This window comes from Candidatus Defluviilinea gracilis (assembly GCF_057138825.1).
Genome location: NZ_DBNHEF010000066.1, coordinates 1 through 19185 on the forward strand (window position 1 = coordinate 1; position 19185 = coordinate 19185).

Genomic DNA, 19185 nt, shown 5'->3' on the forward strand with positions numbered 1-19185 from the left:
GCCCTCACCCCTAACCCCTCTCCCTCAAGGGAGAGGAAAGTTGAGTTGGAAAAACGCATCCGCGAAAAAGTTTTTGCAAAACTTGGGAATCAAGTGGACGCGGGGTTGCTCGACGCCATCATCAAACGCACACTCAAAGCGACGGGGATGAAGTAATCATGTTATTCGGACGAGTCAAAGGCAACGCGGTTTGCACGATCAAATATCCCAACATCGAGGGCGTGAAGTTGCTCGTTGTCCAGCCGTTGAACAAGCGACTCGAACCCATCGGCGTCTTGCAAGTTGCCGCGGACGTTGTCCACGCGGGCGTGGGCGATCTGTGTGTGATGGTCCGTTCGCGTGAAGCCGCACTCGCCATGAGAGATGAAAAGTTCGTGCCGATTGACTTGGCGTTGGTTGGCATCGTGGATGAATTGGAAGTGAAGCCCGATGGTGAGTTTGAATACACACTGAAGGTTGGTCAAAGCAAGTTCACGTAAGATTTTCACCACAAAGGACACGAAGAACACAAAGGAAAAAGCAAGGAAATGGTTATCGGTAAAGTCGTCGGCACTATCGTCACCACCATCAGCCACGCGCACTACAAGAATCGCAGACTGCTCGTCGTCCAACCTTTATTGCTAGACGGCGAAAAGCCTGACGATGATTTCATCGCGCTCGATAACTCACAGGCAGGAATCGGCGACACGGTGCTGGTCAACCGCGAAGGGAATGGCGCGCGCCAAGTGTTGGGCATCCCTGACGGGTGCGTGATCTCGGTCATTGTGGGGATTGTGGATAGTGTGAGTGTGGAAGTTTAGTAATGCTTCTCAATCCCGCCGAATCCGAACATCTTATTCTTCTCCGTCATCTCGACGAAGTGTCGCAGTCGCTTCTTGAACTCCTCAGGGCGGTGACGCGCCCCGTGGATGAACGCGATGCGAATTCGTTTGTACGAGTCTGAGAATTTCTGAAAATTCTTCCACGCTTCCATGTTCGCTTTGATCGCTTTCAATATATCAGGCGGGACGACGAATTTCTCGTTCAGAATATCTCCCAGCGAATCAACGACTTCTTTCATAACTTTCTTCTTCGCCACCAAATACCGCAATCGTTCGATGTTGGCTTGCGAGTAACTGGATTTCGGCTTTCGAGGTGAGAAGCGTTGCGCCGTGCGTTCCTCATCTAATGTCTTGAAGGTGCTATCTATCCAGCCGAAGCACAGGGCTTCCTCCACCGCGTCGTTGTATTCGATGCGCGGCTTGCCTGTCGCTTTTTTGTAATAGACCAGCCAGATGTCTTTTTCGGTCTTGTAATTCTTCTTCAACCAGTTTCGCCAGTCTTTGCGGTTGGTGACGTGAAGCGTTTGGGATATGTCCATGTTCGTTATCTGTTCCTGAATTCATTATATAATATTTGCAATCGTAATCCAGATTGTCAATGTTCGTCTTTTGCATCTCTGCCGCAGAGTCACAGAGACGCCGAGAAACCCCAGTATTTTTTCTCTGTGACTCCGCGTCTCCGTGGCTAAACCGCCTCAAGTCTATTAAGGAGTTGCCCCATGAAAGAATTTCGAAACCCGCAGAATGTCCATCAGCCGCTTGCCGGATATTCCCACCACGTTGAAATTTCAGGAAACGAACGCATTCTGGTCCTCTCTGGTCAGATAGGGATGAGAGAAGACGGGACAGTGCCAGACGACCCGCTCGAGCAAATGGATGTTGCCCTCGAGAATATCTTCCGCAATCTTCAAGCCGCGAATATGGGCGTGAGGGACATTATCAAACTCACATATTATCTCGTGGGCGAAGTTGATACGGCGAAGCGGCGCGAACTGGTCGCATCCAAACTGGGCGGACATAAACCATGTAGCACGTTGTTGTATGTCGCCGCGTTGGCGAGTCCAGTGTACAAAGTCGAGATAGAAGCGTGGGCAAGCGCGGACTAGGCTAACGCAGGTGATGAAGTCGAAAAAGGAAAATAAATTGATGCTGAAGAAAATCCTGCTGGCTTCGATTCTATCCCTCGCGCTCCTCTCGTTTGGATTTGTCCGCGTGCAAGTCGCTCATGCGCAAGAGTCCACGCCGACGCCCGCCGAACTCATCAACGAAGTCAACGCCTTGCGCCTCGCCAACGGATTGAACGCGCTGGCGGTGCATCCCGCCTTGATGCAGATCGCGCAGGATGAGGCGAGCGGGATCGCGTCGGGCATGCCAGGTCACTGGCGACCGAACAACCTGACTCTCGGTCAATGGATGATGACATTGGGATATCCGCTGTCTGGCGATCTTTACCAAGATGGCTACCGTTCGGAAAATTGGATACTCTCACAAAGCTCGAAAGACGCGGTGCAAGGCTGGCTCGGCGACGAGCCGCACACGAACACAATGCTCTCGCCTTATCGCAGCGACATCGGCGCGGGCATCGCCGCCACCGAAGACGGTTATATTTTGGTCATCGAGACCGCGCTCCAAACAACCAGCGGCCAAATGCAATCGAATGCCAATGCCGTCCTCACAGGCATTCCGCTCACGCAACAGGCATACAACGCGGGCGCAACCCTCGCCGCCGAAAACGGCACGCTCCCGCAATATTCGCTTCCCATCGTCCTCGCAACCGCGAACCTCGGCGGCGACGTGATCCACGAAGTGCAATACGGGCAAACTTTATGGAGCATCGCCATCACGTACGGCACAACGATCAAAGAGATTCAGCGACTCAACAATTGGGATTCGGATGATGTGTACGTCGGTCAGCAACTCCTTGTGATGAAGGGAGCCACGCCTCCTCCGCAGGTGACGCCTGCTTCAGTCGCCTCGGCGTTTCCCACACTTCAGCCGACCGCTACCGCGACGATCCTCGCCACTTCATCCGCAACCCCGCCTAATGCGATCACAACAAAGAGCCCGCAAGAGATGACTCTCAGCGTCGCGGCAATTGCCCTCGCCGCCCTCGTGCTGGGAATCATCATCGCCTTTCCGCGCAAGAAGGAAAGAGATTAACCGTAACGCGACATTCATGTCGCCTTTATGCAAGAAAAAATTTTTACGCTGTTATTACTTTTTCAACGTAGGCGCCATCTCTCTGGCAACAAACTTCAAATACGTGCGCGTGATCCGCAAGCACGACCAAAGCGCCAGCAGAGAAATGATTGTCCCCCCAACGGCAAGCAAAATGATAATTTGGTTATTGAGATTGAAGAGCGCGATGAGTCCTGTGGTAATCACAGAATTGGCAAGCAGCAAATAATAAGGGAGGAATGCGGTGTGCGCCTGTCTTTCGGCTTGCTTAACTTGCGCGTCACGAGTGTCGCGGTCTAACGAAAGCTGGTGAGTTTTTAATTTCGCCTGATTTTTACCGCCCAACGAATCTTCGTCCGATGTCCTTGATTCCAGCCAGATCATTGCGATGAAAAGAGTCAGGTTCAACACGACGGGAAGATACATCCACCATGCGGCGCAGGCGGGTTGATTCGCTCCGCAGGGTCTTGTGACGCCTTCATAGATCGTCAACCCCATCACGGCGGGCAAGCCCAGCACTGCCAGTTCGCGGCTCGTGCGGATTCGGCTTTTGAGTGAATTCATCCAATCCAGCCGACCGTCCTTTGCTTTTTTCAGGCTAAACTCCAGATCGTTCTGCGGGAAGGGGTCTTTCCCTTTGAAGTTTTTGTGATCGTCGAGAAATTTTGCTCCCTGTCTGATGCGTAAATAATGCTCGGCGGGAGTCAGCATCGTATCCGCAAGTTTATCGAAGACGACTCCCAGCAAATACGCCAGACCCAAAAAACCGATCAATGCCTCGCTTTGCAAAAGTTCGGGGTTGATACTTTGTCCTTTCCAAAAAGGGAGGACGAACGCGCACAGGGCAAGGATGCCCGCCAAAATGAGCTCGATACTGACCTGGGCTGTATTCATGTGACCTGCCTAATGGATTTCAGAGATTCCCGCAATGCTTGTTTTGCTTCATCAAAGGAGAGCAGTTCCAACGCCTTCTTTTGTGTTTCCCATCGAAGCGTGCGGTTCTCGTCAGGTGTGACAATCTTTGTTAAGCGCACAACGAAATATTGAACGGTGACATCCTCATTTTTCATTGCATACGATTGCACGGGCCCAACTTGAATAATTTTCCCAACGACCCCCGCCTCCTCTCGTAATTCCCTCAACGCCGCTTTGCGCGGAGATTCTCCTTGTTCAATGTGTCCCTTAGGCAGTATCCAATGTTTACCCGTTGAAGATGAAACCACCAAATAAGTCTTGCGCTTGCCTTTGACTTGGAAAACGACACAACCAGCGTGGGTGAGTTTTTTCTGTTTCATATTAATTCAAGTATAGCATGAGGGAATGTGGAATCTATGCCTTCCGCCGCACCCTCAACACCGCGATCTTCGTCGAATGGTTGAATGGCGTGGGATCGGTGATAGGTTTGTTCACTCGGTTATACCCAACGAAATGCTCAGGCGCGGGGATCAATTCTTCGATCTTCAAATACCCATCCTTGCATAGCTCTTCAAGCGTCTGCATGTACTCCTGCCCACTGACGTACAATGCGTTATTGATCGCAATTAAATACCCACCATCGTTGACGAGCGGACGAACTTTATTGATGAGCCGCGCGCTCTCTTTTTCCTGATCCACTTTGCCTTTGGGCGTGGACGAAAAGAATGGCGGGTCGAGGATCACGCAATCGAAAGTTTGTTTCCCTGTTTTGAACCTGCTGACTGCGGGGAAAAAATCGAGCGCGAGGAAATCATTTCGATTGACTGAAAACTCGTTGAGCGCGTATGATTTTCTTGCCAGGTCAAGAAAGCGGCGGTTGCGATCCACTTGCACCACGCGGCTCGCGCCTCCAGCCAGCGCGGCGACGCCGAAACTGCCCGTGTAGGCAAACGTGTTCAGCACGGACTTGCCTTTCATATTTTCGATGAGCCATTTTCGTAGCAGGCTTGTATCGAGATAAAAACTTGCGTCGCGGTTCATCGTCAGGTCAAGCGCGTACGACACTCCATGCTCGGTGATCTTTGTATCAGGCGAGTCGCCGAAGAGAAGTACCCCGCGCTTATCCTCTTGCGTGAGTCCGTTTCGCTGTTTCAAAATCCCAGCGCGTAGCCAGACTAGGGAGTTGCGTAAGGCGTTGACTAGGTTTTCTATAACTTGTTGATTTTGCGTCGGGTCATCCGCGTAGTTGTGAATGACTAGTGTCCGCGCGTAGATGTCCAACGAAAGGCTTGGGTCGCCTTCGGTGAATCCGTTGAAGAGGCAGAATGCAGCCCCATGGTTTGAATCAACTTGATGGGCGCGGGAGGCGAGGGCTTTGTCCAGCAGAGGTTGAAATGAATCGGTCGACATGGTGAGTCCCATTATACGTCGCTTCAAGCCGCTTAGAGTTCGATAAGAGATGAAGTTTCGTGTTGTGTCGGGTTTCCTTTTAGGGTACACTTTTTTCAAGTGCAAGCATCTGTTTGGTTGAGGTGATTTTATGTCCCTGATGGACCCCAAAAACGATATGGCGAAGGCAGGCGAGGATAAGGCAAAGCGTAATCGCGCCGCGTATCATGCCAAGGCATCCAGTGATTTCTATGGCGGCGCCGGCTGGATGGTCGGGCTGTTCATTACACTCTTCATCGCCACGCCGGCGATCTGGCTCCTATTACAAACCGCCACACGCTCCACATTTAATGATCGTTTGCAGATCGGTATTTCGGTTGCATGGTGGTTCAACCCGCTCTCTCTCGGCGCTTTGGGATATATTGCCAGCAACATTCGCGCCTGGCGGTTCTGGACGGTTTTTGCGCTACTTGTTTGGGCAGGCGTGAATGTGCTGGTGTCAGCGGCGATCGTTAACGAGACGGCGCGGATATTGATCGTCAACGGCCTGTTGCTGACCGGGTACATCCTGTTTGGGCTTTTCGTCCTCTACATTCAACTACGCGTTTTCCTGTGGGCGGCGGCGGGAAAAGCGGGACGTTTCTTCTTCGGTATTTTGGGCTGGGCCGCCTTTAACGGACTCATCTACTGGGCGATCATCAATCCCGTGGTATTGAATGCCATTCTGATTGTCTTGGGGTTTGCGTTTCAGATCCTGTTTGCGATTGGGTTCGCCATTATTCAATTCGTTGCCATCTTCTGGTTTATGGCGCGCTCCCGCGTGGAGATCATCCGTCCCGGTGACCCGAAGACGATCACGTTCGACGATTACAAAGGACAGCCCAACCTGTTGAAGATGGTGCGCCAGTGGATTTCACTCCTTTCGGACCGCACGCAATTCCAAAAGATGGGCGGTCAATTTATCAACGGTTTGTTGCTCGCCGGCGAACCAGGCACAGGGAAAACTCTGCTCGCAAAAGCCATGGCGGGCGAGGCGGGTATTGCCTTTATTTCCATGGAAGGTTCAGGTTTCCGCGCCATGTTTTGGGGCGTGGATGTGCTAAAGATGATTCGCTTTATATCGCAGGCGCGGAAATTGGCTAAGGAGTACGGCGCTTGTATCGCTTATATCGATGAAATTGACGCGGTGGGAATGTCGCGTGGCGGCGTGATGGGGGGCGGTATGATGGGCGGTATGGGCGGCATGATGGGCGGGGGAACAGGCGCGCTCACCCGCTTGCTGTATGAAATGGATGGCGTGAGCGAACTATCGCGTTGGGAGAAATTACGCGCTCGTTGGTATCAATGGCGCAAGAAGCCGGTGCCGCCGCGCGACTGGCACATTTTATTCATGGGGTCAACGAACCGTCCCGATGTGCTCGATCCCGCGTTGACTCGTCCCGGGCGTTTTGACCGAACTGTTGTTGTGAACAAACCAGACCGCACCGGTCGCCGCGAGATCGTAAAATATTATCTGAGCAAACTTCAAATCGACGACTCGGTTGATATCGAGGCGATTGTCAGCGATACGGCTTGGGCGACGCCGGCGAGGATCATGTCGGCGATCACAAAAGACGCAGTTCGCCTCGCGTTGTTCGACAACCGCGATAAAGTTTCGCAACATGACATCGAACTGGCGTTTCAAGAACAGGCGATGGGTTTGGAAAACCCGGTGGAGGAAATGCAGGAAGATCAGCGCCGGCAGATCGCGTATCACGAAGCGGGTCATGCGGTGGTGCAGTATCACTTACGCCCCGACGAGCGTATTGTGCGGGTGAGCATCATCCGTCGTTCGGAGGCGTTGGGATATGTATTGCCCGTTCCGAACTACGATATTTACTCACTGCCATTACGAACCTTTGTGGCGGATATCCTTGTATCGATGGCGGGGCATGTGGCGGTGAAGTTATTCCTCGGCGAATACTGGACAGGCGCCACGGGTGACTTCCAAAATGTGCGCGCGCGGCTGTGGCAATTGGCTCACTACGGCTATTTCGGTCCGCCGCTGGAGGTGCAAGTCAGCGCGGGGATCGGCAAGGATAAAACGGATGTGGTCGAGAAATTCTGGCGGAAACTCGAGGAGCAGACGGAGAAGATTCTCTCGAAGCACTCTGCCGAGGTGCACGCGGTTGCGAAAGCTTTGTTAGAGAAAAACGATCTGACAGGAAAAGCGTGCATTGAAGTCATTCGCTCTGCGGCAAACGGCGCGGAAGCGGACGATAGCGGTCCCTTGCTCAAAGCGTTGGTCGAGGAGACCATTGTGACGGGCAATGGCAAAGACGCAAAACATGGGAAGAGCGGTAAGTCGCCTAGAAAAGCCGCCGCGAATCCTAAATTGAAATCGAGAAGGAAGTAAAGCAAACGGGCTGGAGAATTTCTCCAGCCCGTAAATATTTTTAGGACCTTCCGTAATTAACGATTCTCTACCGTACATGAAAGATTTTTACCGCAAAGCACGCTAAGGTCGCCAAGTTAAAAAGGTTTTCTTTGCGTTCTTTGCGGGTGTCGCATGGCGGTGCAAGTGTACGGTAGAGAGATTAGCGAGAAAGAGCCTCGCCACAAAAGGGGAAAAAGAGCCTGGATTCCTTGTGTTCTTCCTTTGTGACCGTCGTGCCCTTTGTGTTTGAAAAAAAGAATTCCCTATTTCCACGACCAAAACCCGATAAACCCTTCGGCGAGCAGTCTGGGCTCCAATTGACCGGATGCCGCCACGACAGCGATGCCGGGGGTGCCGTTCGGGGATACGAAGGGCAGGAGCAGATTATTACTATCCGGCGACCAGATCGTAGCAGACTGATGATATTGATCGAAGTATTGCAAGGTATTCGAAAAAATATTGGTGGGCGCGAAAGGGAAGAGTTCTTTGCTCTCGCCGGAGACCGCGTCTACCATGTTGAGTTGCAGGGCGGATAGTTCTTGTCCCGACGAATCGGTGACTTGCAGAGGTTTGAAATAAGCGAGTTGTCTGCTGTTCGGCGACCAGAAAAAGGCAAGGACATCATCGGTCTGGAAGAAATCCTCCGAGGTGGCGAGGTCGACCACGTGTAATTTTCCGACAATGCCAGCAGTGTTGAGATTTTCAGTCCCTTCGATATAGGCGACCAATTCGCTATCCGGCGACCATGCGAATGCCGCATTGAGTTCGAACTCTCCGATGGTTTGTTGAAATTCGCCTTTCGAATCGGCTACCACGAGTTCCTTCTTGCCCTCGTCGTTGACGCGGGGGTAGAGAATCCGTTCCCCATTGGGCGACCAGGCCGGGGCTTGGAAAGAAGCGGGGTTTGCGTCCAGACCGTCCTCGATCACGACTGAGTCCACTTGCAAGAAGGCGAGGTGCTCCGGGGTGGAGGTTGTGTCACTGCCGGTGTGGACGATCATGGTTTTGCCGTTGGGAGCCCAAGACCAGTAGTATGGCGCCCCGGTGTCAAGGATAACAGGCTCTTCCCCGGACGTCGGCACGTTTTGCAAAAGAATCGATTGCCGGTTTGCGTTGCCGCTTATCATGCTGACGTTTTCGTTGTCCGGCGACCAATACAGATAGAATGGAAACTCCGTTTCGCTGGAAAAGATTTCTGCGGAGGTTTCATCGTCCACGTTGTACACAGATAGGTCTGCTTTTGATTGCGTGGCGCCTGTGCCCTCGATGCCAACGTAGGCGATCTGATTTCCATCTTTCGACCAGGTTGGGAATTGGTAATACCGGTACGCGCTGGTTTGGGTTTCGGGTAACAACGCATCGTCGGTCACCGGAGTGGGGCTTTTTCCGCTTTGGTCGGTGACGTACACGTTCCCGTCGATGCCTATATACGCGATCAGCCCCGATTTGCGTTCGAGCAGAGGCAGTAAAGGGCTTTGAGGAAGTTGCATATCTTGCGGCAGGCAGGCTGTGGCGATGAGCGCGGTGAGTGTGAGTAGAAAAAGTTTTTTCATTGTGCGGGTCCCGCGCTCAGCAATTCGAGCGCTTTTTCCAGGACGGGATCATGAGCGGGGAGGATATCGTCCCATCCCGCATCGATGGTAATTTGCGGTTGGACTCCGTTGCGCCCAAGATCTTCACCGTTTGGCAATTTGAAGGAACTGGTCTCGATGAAGATGCGCGAACCGTCTGGCAGATAAAACAAAGTTGTGGCTTCGATAGCGCCGGGGGTGGTCTCGCCGATCACGATCGCCCGTTTGTTTGCCTGCAACGCCGCCGCGAGGATCTCAGGCGAGCCGCTCGTGTGTTGTCCCACGAGGATGATCAGCGGCACAGATTGCGAACCGAACAGATCGGCGCCGGTCACGGAAACGCTTTGTTCGATTTCCTGGCTGTTATAAAACGTTCCCACCTTTCCATCGTGGAAGAGTTTGAGTAATTCCTCGAGGGGCCAGCCTCTGCTAGAACCAGCCACGCGCAAATCTAAAACCAATCCTTCAAGTTTCTGGTTGGTGGTAAGTTTTTGCAGGTTGGCGAGCAGGTCTTTGAATAGGCTGTCATTATTGATCACCGGAAACAGGATATACCCATACGGCGCCCCCTGCACATCGATTTGCCGCGCTTCGATCTGGCTGGCGCTGACGAGTTGCGCCCGCGTCACTTCGACGGTTCGTTCTGGTTTGCCAGGCGTCTGCACGTTCAAAGTGACCACACTCCCAGCCGGTCCGCGCACGCGCTTGACCACATCAATCCCCTCCTCCAGCAAAATAGGATTCCCGTCGATCGCATAGATGCTGTCATGCGCGCGAATGCCTGCCTGTTCGGCAGGCGATCCTTCGATCACGCCCAGCACGATGATGTGCGGCACAGCCTCCGCGTCAAACCCGATGAAGGCACCGATGCCCTCGTACGTGGAAGTGGACTCGGTTTCGGCGGCGATACGCTCGTCACGCGATTGAAACAGGAGCGCGCCTTCGGGTAGTTTGCCTGTAAACTCCAGCATCAGCGCGTTGAACTCGTCGTTTGTCAAACCGTCAGAAATCCGCGCATGGTATTCGTCGAAAAGCGCGTCCCAATCTAGCTCGGCGGATTCATAGTAGATGTAATTATCTACAAGATGTTTTTGGATGGCATCGAAGACGCGCGTTTGATGTTCCTGCGGCGTGTACTGCGCTCCGAAATCCCCGGTGATCGGCTCGTCTTCTGGGGCGAATCCCGCGCAGGCAGAGAGCGCAAACGAGAAGATCAAAAGAACTGCAAGGATGGACTTGTTGGTTTTCATGGGACAACCTCAAAAACGCGCCGGTACATAATTCACACCATTGTACTCGTCTTATCTTGTTGGCAGGCTTCCGCCTTATATTTTCCTAATATTTTTTGGGTTCAATACCGAGATTAATTCCCGCCTGTCTACTTCGGAGTCGAGTTGAACCCAAATGAAACTGCGATGCGCGGAATATGGATCAATGCGGACGACCACGCCAGCGCGCCAGTCCTCGAGATGCTTCAAGAAGACTTCCACCCGGTCGTTGACTTTGATCTCGTCAGCCATTTCGTCTTGCGAAAAAATACAGCCCCGCGCCGACGAGCATCATCACGCCGCCGTTGATCGCCCACTGCGGATCGCCCGTCATGTAACTGCCGGGCAGGATGTTGATTCCCTGCAAGAAAAATACCAAGCCGATAAGAAATAGCAGGATGCCGATAATGGTCAATGTGGATTTCATTCTTGGATTATACTCTCGCCTCTTTTCGACGGGATGCCTGTTTCAGTTTCCTCAAGCGGACTCGACGCCTCGACATTTCGCGGTACAATATAGAACGTACGTTCAGATTATCTTTTCGCGCTGAGCGGAGCGGCGAGTGATTTCTTCGCCGCGCAGTCGAAGCGCATTTTACACATCACATGGACTTCAAACTTCAAGCACCCTTCATCCCTATGGGCGACCAGCCCGAAGCCATCCGCGGACTCGTGGATGGCGTGCATGGCGGCAAGAAACATCAGGTGTTGCTCGGCGCGACAGGCACCGGCAAGACATTTACCATCGCGTCTGTGATCCAGGAGTTGCAAAAGCCCGCGCTCATCATGGCTCACAACAAGACCCTCGCCGCGCAGTTGTATGCCGAGTTCAAAGAATTCTTCCCCGAGAATGCGGTGTCGTATTTTGTTTCGTATTACGATTACTACCAGCCTGAGGCGTATGTTCCGCGCCACGACTTGTACATCGAAAAAGAGACTCAGATCAACGAAGAGATCGAACGGCTAAGGCTCGCCGCGACTGCCGCTTTGATCTCGCGGCGTGATGTGATCATCGTTGCGTCGGTCTCGTGCATTTACGGTTTGGGCAACCCCGAAGAATTCGGCAAAGGGACAGTCACTCTCAAAGTGGGTGAGATGTATCGGCGCAATGCGCTGCTCCGTCAGTTGATCGAATCTCAATATCAACGCAACGACATGGATTTGAAGACAGGCACATTCCGCGTGCGCGGCGACACGTTGGAGATCATCCCTGCGTACGAAGACAAACGCGGATTCCGCATCACCTTCTTCGGCGATGAAGTGGAACGCATCATGCAGTTCAGTCCCGTCACTGGCGAAGTGTTCGAGGAGCCAAATGAAATTTCAATTTACCCCGCCAAGCAATATCTCACCGCCGCCGATAAGATGAAGGATGCGATTGCCGATATCGAAGCCGAGTTGGAAGATCGGCTGAAATTCTTCAAAGAGACTGGCAAGCACCTCGAAGCGCAGAGACTCGAGCAACGCGCGCGCTACGATCTGGAAATGTTGAAAGAGGTCGGCTATTGTTCGGGCGTCGAGAATTACTCGCGTCATCTGGATCGCCGCGCGGCGGGAACGCATCCGTGGACAATGATTGATTTTCTGCCGACAGATTATCTGCTGGTGATCGACGAGAGTCACATGACCGTCCCGCAGATTCGCGGCATGTATAACGGCGACAAAGCGAGGAAAGAAACGCTTGTCGAATATGGATTCCGCTTGCCTAGCGCGGTGGATAATCGTCCGCTCAAGTTCGAGGAGTTCGAAGAGGTGATGGGAAGCACGATCTACACCTCCGCCACACCTGGACCGTATGAGATGGGACACGCGGAACAAGTCGTCGAGCAGATCATCCGCCCGACGGGACTCGTTGACCCCGAAGTGGAAGTGCGTCCGACGAGGGGGCAGGTGGACGACCTGATCGGCGAGATCAGGCAGAGGGTCGAAAGAGGCGAGCGTGTCCTTGTCACCACGCTGACGAAGAGGATGTCGGAAGACCTCTCCGAATACTTGAAAGAGTTGGAGATGAAAGTCCAATACCTACATTCGGATGTGGAGACGCTTGAACGTGTGGGCATTTTGCGCGACCTGCGTATGGGCGTGTTCGATGTGCTGGTGGGAATCAATTTACTGCGCGAAGGACTCGACTTGCCCGAAGTGTCGCTGGTTGGAATTTTGGACGCGGACAAAGAAGGTTTTCTGCGTTCCGAGACCGCGTTGATCCAGACCATTGGTCGCGCGGCGCGTCATGTCAATGGGCGCGTGATCATGTATGCCGACAAGATGACCGACTCGATGAAGCGCGCGATTGACGAAACGAATCGCCGCCGCGCCAAGCAGGTGAAATACAACACCGAACATGGCATCGTGCCGATCAGCATTCACAAAGCGATCCACGATCTCACCGAAGAGTTGAGCGCGAAGGCGGTTGGCGAGATGCGCGGCGAATACAAAGTGAAGCAAGACCTGCCGCGTAATGAACTGCGCCAAGTGGTGCGCGACATGGAAATCCAAATGAAAGAAGCCGCGAAGAATCTCGAATTCGAACGCGCCGCCGCGCTGCGCGACGAGTTGTATCAGTTGAAGAGTTTGCTGGCGGAAGATGAAAACTTGAAACCGTGGGAACGGATAAAGTTGTTGACGGGGGAGGAATAATTTAGAGATTGGAGACTAGAGATTAGTTCCCTGTCAATGTCTCCTTGCAAAAGACTCGGACGAGCATCTAACGTCTTTGAGTTACCTTTTCGTGATGATGGGGGTTTCCTACGCGGTTATGCCCATCGCTATATAATTGGGAAAAATTTATAGTTTTTGACGCAGTTGTACTGCGTCAAGGCAGGCGGCACGAGCTACCGAGCAAATCGAGCTGTCGCTTGAACTCTCGTGAAGTATTGATTGGAAAAAAATTAGGAGAATCCATGCGTCCCTTTGTAACATTGTTTTTGATTTTGGCTTTAATGTCCATTGCTTGCGGAAGCGGAACCGTGTCTACGCCCGCGCCTGTCGTTTCAACCGATGTGAATGTGCCCTCGTCTACCGCCTTCGTGTCTTCCAGCCCGACCGACGAACCTGTTCCTCCCACGTCAACTCCCTCGCCTGAAAATGTGATCTTCGTGGATACGCTCGAGCAGGAAGTGTATCCGTTCGCGCAAAATGGAAAATGCTCATTGGCTGAAGCCATTATGGCGGCAAATACGGCAAAGCAATTTGATTCGTGTAAAACAGGAGTCTTGGGCGAGAGCGTGATCGAATTAATGCCTGGCGAATACGTTTTTACCCAAGATGACCAATCGCCTCCCGTGTATGAATGGTTGATCAGCGTCACCGATGTTGGCACTGCTCTCCCGCCAATTGCGTATCCAATGACCATTCACGGCAATGGCGCAACCTTGACCCGCGCTGAAAATGCCGAGCCATTCCGCTTTTTTGAATTGATGGTCAATTCGACGTTAACCATGGATAACCTCACCATCCAAAACGGCGACGTGGCGAAAGATTGGGGCGGCGCCATCTATTCGATGAGTTCCTCTATTTTTTTGGATCGCGTCCGCTTTGTCAACAACAGTTCCGATAACGGCGGCGCGATCTATTTCACCCTCGGCAGGCTTGACATTTCAAATAGCGAGTTCATCAATAACACAAGCACAAACAATGGCGGCGCGTTGTTCATCGATTCGTCGCGGTCTTCAATCCAATCCGCTCGTTTTGAAGGCAACGAATCGGATGGCAATGGCGGCGGTTTGTATGCCTATTTTGCCACGCTGGTGATCGCCGATAGTTTTTTCATGAAGAACCGCGTCACGGGCAACGCCAACGGGAATTGGGGCGGCGGCATGTTTACCAATCATGTAAACATCACTATTACGGGAAGCCAGTTTTATCAAAACGAGTCCGCCGCTTATGGCGGCGCGGTGGGCGTGATCAATCCCATCCTCGCGGGCATAGATCCTGAAGAGGATAATATGCTCCAGCAAATTCAAACCGCCCCAATGGTTTCCGATATGCTGACCAGCATCCCTGGCTTTCAAGCGACTCTTGAAGCGCACCCCAGCGGTATTTACTCGAATTTCAACGAGGATATACAGATCCACAACAATTGTTTTGCCAATAACAGAACGGTGGGCATCGAGCCAAATTGGACGAGCGGCATCCATGCCAGCGCGGCAACCGCCGATGGAAATTATTGGGGCGACCCCAGCGGACCTTCGGGCAGAGGTCCCGGCTCGGGCGATAGCGTCGGCAAGAACAAGGTCGTCTTTGCGCCATTCTTGACCGAAGCGCCAGATTTTTGCGATCCCGCGCTCTCTGAAATTGATTGAATAAAGAGGGCGTCACTTTGGTAGTGACGCCCTCTTTTCCTAGTGGATGAATTGATTAGATAAATGTCGCGATCTCACCCAGCGGCTTTTTGGTGATGACCGGGACTTCCGCTTCTTTCGCAGGGAAGCCTGTTACTAACAGTAGAAATGGTTTTTCATCTGACGGTCTGTTCAGAATCCCGTTGAGGAATCCCATTGGACTGGGTGTGTGGGTTAGCGAGACCAAGCCCGCGTTGTGAATCGCGGCGATCAAGAAGCCTGTGGCGATTCCCACCGATTCGTGGACGTAATAATTCTTCACGCGGCGTCCATCGGGTAATTCGCTGTGATTCTTTCCGAAGATGGCGATCAAGTATGGGGCGGTCACAAGAAACGGTTTGTGTGCGTCCGTGCCGAGCGGGGCGAGGGCTTCGAGCCATTCTTTCGGCGCGCGGCGCTGATAAAAATCTTTTTCCTCTTCTTCCGCCGCGGCGCGAATTTCTTGTTTCACCTTTGGGTCGCTGACCACGACAAAATGCCAGGGTTGCAAATTCGCTCCGCTTGGCGCAGTCCCTGCGGCGATGAGACACTCTTCAATGATTTCGCGCGGAACGGGTTTATCGGAAAAGTGCCGCACCGTGCGGCGACGTTGCATGTGCGCGCGGAAGTCTGTGGCGCGTTGGATCATTTCTTGCGATGGTTGTTCAGTGAAACTCAGCGGGTGAAATTTTGCAACGGGCATGGATTCTCCTGTATAAGCCAATTTGTAGGTCGGGCTTGTAGCCCGACAAATTTTTGCGTGGTGATGATCGGCGAGTTAATAACTCACCTTACGCCGTGAAGGTCGTAACGAGAGTCTGCGAAGCGCCTCGCGTTTTCAGTTGTACTTGCCCAAGAGCGACATATTGCAGGTTAACAATTAAACCGAGCAATACGGCAATTATTCACAGACCCCGAAGGGGTCAAATGATTGTAGTATTGAAGGATGTATCACATTCAACCCCGAAGGGGTGTCAGATGCGGCAAATTTATGTCATCCCTTCGGGATTTAGAGACCCATTTTGCCGCTTTTAGAATCCTATCATCCCTTCGGGATTGGCTTTATGGTAATAATCCATATCGTGTTTATTGCTAGATTTATTGGTTAATTTGCAAAATGTCGCATTACGAGAATCGAACTGACTTCAACTGTGTAGGTCGGGCTTACAGCCCGACCAGCTTTTGCGTGGCGAAGGCGTCAGGCTAAAAGCCTGACGCTACGTGGATTTATACCTCAACAACCTCAACGCATTCGCCACGACGACCAGCGTGCTTCCCTCGTGAAAAATGACGGCGATGCCAATGCTGATGATACCAGTGATTGACGTGACAATAAGCAAACCGATCACGCCCAATGCGATTGCCAGATTTTGAATGATGATCGCGCGCGTGGCGCGTCCCAAGCCGACTGCGAATGGCAGTTTAGAAAGATCATCGCCCATCAACGCAACGTCGGCGGTTTCGAGTGCAACGTCAGTTCCTGCGCCGCCCATTGCGATTCCAACGGTTGCATTGGCAAGCGCGGGCGCATCGTTGACTCCGTCGCCGATCATGGCAACCTGCCCATAGTCTTTGACAAGTTCGCGGATGATGGTGAGTTTATCTTCGGGCATTAAGTCGGCGCGAAATTCAGTGAGACCAATTTCACTTGCAATCGCGGATGCAGAACGCGCGTTGTCGCCTGTCAACATGATGGTATGAGTCACGCCAGATTTTTTGAGCGCGTTCATCGTCGGCGCGGCTTCGTGACGCAAGGTATCTGCCAGCGCGATCAAGCCCGCCAATGTTTTATCCACCGCGATCCACATCAACGTTTTGCCTTGTCCTTGCAATGCCTCGGCGCGTGAAATTGATTCGGATGAAAGCGCCACGCCCGCTTCGTTCATCAACTTTTGATTGCCGATCCAAATCGTCTTGCCGTTCGCCACCGCGCGCAGGCCGCGTCCCGTCAGCGACTCGACGTCGTCCACTGGCGAGGCAGGCAGACCCTGCGTCTGAGCCGAGCGCACGACCGCCTGCGCCAACGGATGCGCGGATCGAGATTCCGCGCCTGCCGCGATGGATAGTAAATCCACTTCTTTCCACCCTGAGGCTGGTAACACAACTACATCTGTCACCTCGGGCTGACCGTGAGTCACGGTTCCAGTTTTATCGAAGGCGATGGCTTTGAGCAGTCCGAGATTTTCAAGATGCGCGCCGCCTTTGACGAGCACGCCATTTCGCGCGGCTTGCGCAACACCTGCGAGAATTGCGGCGGGCGTGCCAAGCGCGAGGGCGCACGGCGACGCGGCGACGAGCAGAGTCATCGCGCGTAAAAACGATTCGCGGAATGGAAAACCAAAGAGAGGCGGGATGACGATCACGAGCGCGGTGAGAATTAAAACAGATGGGACAAAGATACGCTCAAATTTTTCGACAGTCTGTTGAGTCGGCGATTTTTGCGCTTGCGCTTCTTCGACCATTTTCATCACGCGCGCCAGAGTTGAATCTTTTGCGAGGCGCGTCACTTTGACTTCGAGCGCGCCTTCGCCATTGACCGTGCTTGCGAAAACTTGATCGCCAACCGTTTTATCAACGGGAAGCGATTCGCCTGTGACGGAGGATTGGTCAATGCCAGAACTTCCGTCGAGGATGATTCCGTCCACGGGAATTCGCACGCCAGGGCGGACGATGACCACATCGTCGAGTTGCAACGACTCGACGGGAGACTCCTGTTCTTTTCCATCGCGGCGGACCAACGCGGTCTTCGGTGCAAGGTCAGCCAACGCGCGGACGGCGCGGCGCGCGCGATCTAATGCGCGTTCTTCCAATGCGTGACCGAGGCTGAAAAGGAAAAGCAACAATGCGCCTTCGGCAAACTCGCCTAGGAACGCCGCGCCAATTGCGGCGACAACCATGAGCCCGTCTGTGTCGAGGCGGCGTTCGCGCAAGGCGTGCCATGCGTGACGTGAGACATCCCAGCCGCCTAAAACATAGGCGACTGCGAAGAGTCCGATGCTGAGAAATGTGGGGAAGCCGAAGAACGTATCGCCGAGCCAGCCGATCAGCAGAAATAATCCTGACAAGAGGCTGAATAGTAATTCTCTGTTCTCTTGTATCTTTGCTTGAAATTCATTAAGCGGAATTTGATACCCCAACGAACGGACTCGTTTTTCGATGGCGGCGCGAGTGATCTTGTGATTGTCATACTCGATCCACATTTTCTCGGTGGGGTAGTTGACGTTGACCGACAGCACGCCGTCCATGCGCCCGACGCTGTGTTCGATGACGAGACTGCAATCGGAACAGTCCATGTTTTCGATGGGAATCGATTCGTGATGATAGCGGTTGACGATTTGCGCGCCTGCAAGTTCGGCGAGACGCTTCACATCGGAGAGAGTCAACAGGTTGGGGTCGTAGTGCAGGCACAGGTCAACGGGCGTTTTGTCGCGTTCGACGTGTGCGCGGATGATTCCCTTTTTGCCTTGAAGCGCCGCTTCGAGCCGCACGAGGCATTCGTCCTTCTCGTTTTCAACGCCTGGGAGTAACAGCGGGATGTCAATGTCAATTGTTTGTTCCATGAAATGATTCCTTGATGGATTAGGTAATGGCTTGTAGGGCGGGTTTTCAACCCGCCGTTGATTGAATTTCAAGAATGTGTCAGGCTAAAAGCCTGACCTACGATTCCGTGTAGAGCGGATTTTCAACCTCCATTGGTCTGTAGCGCAATTACCCATGCTGTACATGCTCAAGACCCATGCGATAGAGTTTTTCGACGTGATCGTCGTCGAGACGATAGAAGACCTGCCTGCCTGACTTGCGCGCACGGACGAAGCGCATCTGACGGAGTCCGCGCAGTTGATGCGACACGGCGGACTCGGTCATGTTCAATTTTTCGGCAAGCGCGCCGACGCCCATCTCGCCATCGAGGAGCAGGGAGATGATCCGCACGCGGCTGGCATCGCTGAGGGCGCTGAATAGTTCGGCGAGTTGAATGGCTTTGAGTTCGGTGAGTTTCATAATACTGAATAGTTGAGCAAGTGTTCATATATTACTTCAGGAAATGAACCCTGTCAAGAGACAGGGTTTGTTTGTCTGCGAAAAACGTCCCGATGTATGTAGGGCAGGTTTTCAACACGCCGTTAATCGAAATTCAAGAAGATGGCAGGCTAAAAGCCTAACCTACGAGCTTCACGAAAATTCAGGGGCTGTCTAAAAAGGGGAGGACAGCCCCTCCTCAGTTGGGGAAAAGTTTAATACAATAGGGAGATGAACAACCGAAACCTCACCTTCAAGCCGTACGCAATGGAGCAGTTGAGTCTGCTGCCG

Annotated in this window: 18 protein-coding genes; 7 read left to right on the forward strand and 11 right to left on the reverse strand. The window is 52.9% G+C overall.

Annotated elements, in window-relative coordinates; all coding sequences use genetic code 11:
- Positions 1 to 158 precede the first annotated feature (158 nt).
- Together AC16KF_RS10170 and AC16KF_RS10175 are read left to right on the forward strand one after the other, a co-directional pair.
- The gene (locus AC16KF_RS10170) at positions 159 to 479 is read left to right on the forward strand and encodes a EutN/CcmL family microcompartment protein (RefSeq protein WP_484037202.1); all 321 of its coding nucleotides are present in this window, start codon (positions 159 to 161) and stop codon (positions 477 to 479) included.
- A gap of 48 nt (positions 480 to 527) precedes the next feature.
- Positions 528 to 800, forward strand: coding sequence for a EutN/CcmL family microcompartment protein (locus AC16KF_RS10175; protein WP_484037203.1), 273 nt, complete (start codon positions 528 to 530; stop codon positions 798 to 800).
- On the opposite strand, the gene AC16KF_RS10180 is transcribed toward AC16KF_RS10175, so the two are convergent.
- Positions 797 to 1360 carry a YdeI/OmpD-associated family protein gene (locus AC16KF_RS10180; protein ID WP_484037204.1) on the reverse strand — a complete coding sequence of 188 codons (564 nt, stop codon included), beginning with the start codon at positions 1358 to 1360 and terminating at the stop codon, positions 797 to 799. The genes AC16KF_RS10175 and AC16KF_RS10180 overlap by 4 nt on opposite strands.
- 180 nt (positions 1361 to 1540) lie before the next feature.
- Between AC16KF_RS10180 and AC16KF_RS10185 the strand changes: the two genes are divergently transcribed.
- Positions 1541 to 1927 (forward strand): RidA family protein, encoded by a 387-nt coding sequence (locus AC16KF_RS10185; RefSeq protein WP_484037205.1) that lies wholly within the window; start codon positions 1541 to 1543, stop codon positions 1925 to 1927.
- A 40-nt stretch (positions 1928 to 1967) separates the two neighbouring features.
- Positions 1968 to 2981, forward strand: a complete 1014-nt coding sequence (locus tag AC16KF_RS10190; protein ID WP_484037206.1) for a LysM peptidoglycan-binding domain-containing protein — start codon at positions 1968 to 1970, stop codon at positions 2979 to 2981.
- 54 nt (positions 2982 to 3035) lie between these two features.
- On the opposite strand, the gene AC16KF_RS10195 is transcribed toward AC16KF_RS10190, so the two are convergent.
- From AC16KF_RS10195 to AC16KF_RS10205, 3 genes are read right to left on the reverse strand one after another with little or no spacing between them, the layout of a single operon-like run.
- Complete coding sequence (locus tag AC16KF_RS10195) at positions 3036 to 3893, reverse strand: hypothetical protein (RefSeq protein ID WP_484037207.1); 858 nt, start codon at positions 3891 to 3893, stop codon at positions 3036 to 3038.
- On the reverse strand, positions 3890 to 4294 hold the full coding sequence (locus AC16KF_RS10200; RefSeq protein WP_484037208.1) for an NUDIX domain-containing protein: 405 nt from the start codon (positions 4292 to 4294) through the stop codon (positions 3890 to 3892). Before AC16KF_RS10200 ends, AC16KF_RS10195 begins: the two co-directional genes overlap by 4 nt.
- Before the next feature lie 34 nt (positions 4295 to 4328).
- Complete coding sequence (locus AC16KF_RS10205; protein ID WP_484037209.1) at positions 4329 to 5324, reverse strand: class I SAM-dependent methyltransferase; 996 nt, start codon at positions 5322 to 5324, stop codon at positions 4329 to 4331.
- Between the two features lie 130 nt (positions 5325 to 5454).
- Here AC16KF_RS10205 and AC16KF_RS10210 point away from each other — a divergent pair, with 130 nt between their 5' ends.
- On the forward strand, positions 5455 to 7698 hold the full coding sequence (locus AC16KF_RS10210; protein WP_484037210.1) for an AAA family ATPase: 2244 nt from the start codon (positions 5455 to 5457) through the stop codon (positions 7696 to 7698).
- A 284-nt stretch (positions 7699 to 7982) separates the two neighbouring features.
- Here the strand turns inward: AC16KF_RS10210 and AC16KF_RS10215 are convergent, their stop codons facing one another.
- The 4 genes from AC16KF_RS10215 to AC16KF_RS10230 form a co-directional block, all read right to left on the reverse strand.
- A complete protein-coding gene (locus tag AC16KF_RS10215) occupies positions 7983 to 9272 on the reverse strand; it encodes a TolB family protein (protein WP_484037211.1) in 1290 nt (429 codons plus the stop codon).
- Positions 9269 to 10540: a S41 family peptidase gene (locus tag AC16KF_RS10220; RefSeq protein WP_484037212.1), complete on the reverse strand. Its 1272-nt coding sequence runs from the start codon at positions 10538 to 10540 to the stop codon at positions 9269 to 9271. The genes AC16KF_RS10215 and AC16KF_RS10220 overlap by 4 nt, the downstream gene beginning before the upstream one ends.
- 75 nt (positions 10541 to 10615) lie before the next feature.
- Positions 10616 to 10810 (reverse strand): hypothetical protein, encoded by a 195-nt coding sequence (locus AC16KF_RS10225; protein WP_484037213.1) that lies wholly within the window; start codon positions 10808 to 10810, stop codon positions 10616 to 10618.
- A complete protein-coding gene (locus AC16KF_RS10230; RefSeq protein WP_484037214.1) occupies positions 10803 to 10985 on the reverse strand; it encodes a hypothetical protein in 183 nt (60 codons plus the stop codon). The genes AC16KF_RS10225 and AC16KF_RS10230 overlap by 8 nt, the downstream gene beginning before the upstream one ends.
- Positions 10986 to 11164: 179 nt before the next feature.
- On the opposite strand from AC16KF_RS10230, the gene uvrB reads away from it, so the two are divergent.
- Positions 11165 to 13195 carry an excinuclease ABC subunit UvrB gene (gene uvrB, locus AC16KF_RS10235; protein WP_484037215.1) on the forward strand — a complete coding sequence of 677 codons (2031 nt, stop codon included), beginning with the start codon at positions 11165 to 11167 and terminating at the stop codon, positions 13193 to 13195.
- 263 nt (positions 13196 to 13458) lie between these two features.
- Positions 13459 to 14859: a hypothetical protein gene (locus AC16KF_RS10240; RefSeq protein WP_484037216.1), complete on the forward strand. Its 1401-nt coding sequence runs from the start codon at positions 13459 to 13461 to the stop codon at positions 14857 to 14859.
- A 55-nt stretch (positions 14860 to 14914) separates the two neighbouring features.
- Here AC16KF_RS10240 and AC16KF_RS10245 read toward each other — a convergent pair whose 3' ends face one another.
- The 3 genes from AC16KF_RS10245 to AC16KF_RS10255 form a co-directional block, all read right to left on the reverse strand.
- Positions 14915 to 15580, reverse strand: a complete 666-nt coding sequence (locus AC16KF_RS10245; protein ID WP_484037217.1) for a nitroreductase family protein — start codon at positions 15578 to 15580, stop codon at positions 14915 to 14917.
- Positions 15581 to 16094: 514 nt separating this feature from the next.
- Positions 16095 to 18437 (reverse strand): heavy metal translocating P-type ATPase, encoded by a 2343-nt coding sequence (locus tag AC16KF_RS10250; protein ID WP_484037218.1) that lies wholly within the window; start codon positions 18435 to 18437, stop codon positions 16095 to 16097.
- Between the two features lie 148 nt (positions 18438 to 18585).
- Positions 18586 to 18876 (reverse strand): ArsR/SmtB family transcription factor, encoded by a 291-nt coding sequence (locus AC16KF_RS10255; protein WP_484037219.1) that lies wholly within the window; start codon positions 18874 to 18876, stop codon positions 18586 to 18588.
- Positions 18877 to 19185 lie beyond the last annotated feature (309 nt).

Excerpts from the sequence above, each read along its gene's own strand:
- uvrB (WP_484037215.1), top strand. The coding sequence starts at position 11,165 with ATGGACTTCAAACTTCAAGCACCCTTCATCCCTATGGGCGACCAGCCC.
- AC16KF_RS10250 (WP_484037218.1), bottom strand. The coding sequence starts at position 18,437 with ATGGAACAAACAATTGACATTGACATCCCGCTGTTACTCCCAGGCGTT.
- AC16KF_RS10255 (WP_484037219.1), bottom strand. The coding sequence starts at position 18,876 with ATGAAACTCACCGAACTCAAAGCCATTCAACTCGCCGAACTATTCAGC.
- AC16KF_RS10190 (WP_484037206.1), top strand. The coding sequence starts at position 1,968 with ATGCTGAAGAAAATCCTGCTGGCTTCGATTCTATCCCTCGCGCTCCTC.
- AC16KF_RS10185 (WP_484037205.1), top strand. The coding sequence starts at position 1,541 with ATGAAAGAATTTCGAAACCCGCAGAATGTCCATCAGCCGCTTGCCGGA.
- AC16KF_RS10225 (WP_484037213.1), bottom strand. The coding sequence starts at position 10,810 with ATGGCTGACGAGATCAAAGTCAACGACCGGGTGGAAGTCTTCTTGAAG.
- AC16KF_RS10210 (WP_484037210.1), top strand. The coding sequence starts at position 5,455 with ATGTCCCTGATGGACCCCAAAAACGATATGGCGAAGGCAGGCGAGGAT.
- AC16KF_RS10175 (WP_484037203.1), top strand. The coding sequence starts at position 528 with ATGGTTATCGGTAAAGTCGTCGGCACTATCGTCACCACCATCAGCCAC.
- AC16KF_RS10205 (WP_484037209.1), bottom strand. The coding sequence starts at position 5,324 with ATGTCGACCGATTCATTTCAACCTCTGCTGGACAAAGCCCTCGCCTCC.
- AC16KF_RS10245 (WP_484037217.1), bottom strand. The coding sequence starts at position 15,580 with ATGCCCGTTGCAAAATTTCACCCGCTGAGTTTCACTGAACAACCATCG.
- AC16KF_RS10170 (WP_484037202.1), top strand. The coding sequence starts at position 159 with ATGTTATTCGGACGAGTCAAAGGCAACGCGGTTTGCACGATCAAATAT.
- AC16KF_RS10215 (WP_484037211.1), bottom strand. The coding sequence starts at position 9,272 with ATGAAAAAACTTTTTCTACTCACACTCACCGCGCTCATCGCCACAGCC.
- AC16KF_RS10180 (WP_484037204.1), bottom strand. The coding sequence starts at position 1,360 with ATGGACATATCCCAAACGCTTCACGTCACCAACCGCAAAGACTGGCGA.
- AC16KF_RS10230 (WP_484037214.1), bottom strand. The coding sequence starts at position 10,985 with ATGAAATCCACATTGACCATTATCGGCATCCTGCTATTTCTTATCGGC.
- AC16KF_RS10200 (WP_484037208.1), bottom strand. The coding sequence starts at position 4,294 with ATGAAACAGAAAAAACTCACCCACGCTGGTTGTGTCGTTTTCCAAGTC.
- AC16KF_RS10220 (WP_484037212.1), bottom strand. The coding sequence starts at position 10,540 with ATGAAAACCAACAAGTCCATCCTTGCAGTTCTTTTGATCTTCTCGTTT.
- AC16KF_RS10195 (WP_484037207.1), bottom strand. The coding sequence starts at position 3,893 with ATGAATACAGCCCAGGTCAGTATCGAGCTCATTTTGGCGGGCATCCTT.
- AC16KF_RS10240 (WP_484037216.1), top strand. The coding sequence starts at position 13,459 with ATGCGTCCCTTTGTAACATTGTTTTTGATTTTGGCTTTAATGTCCATT.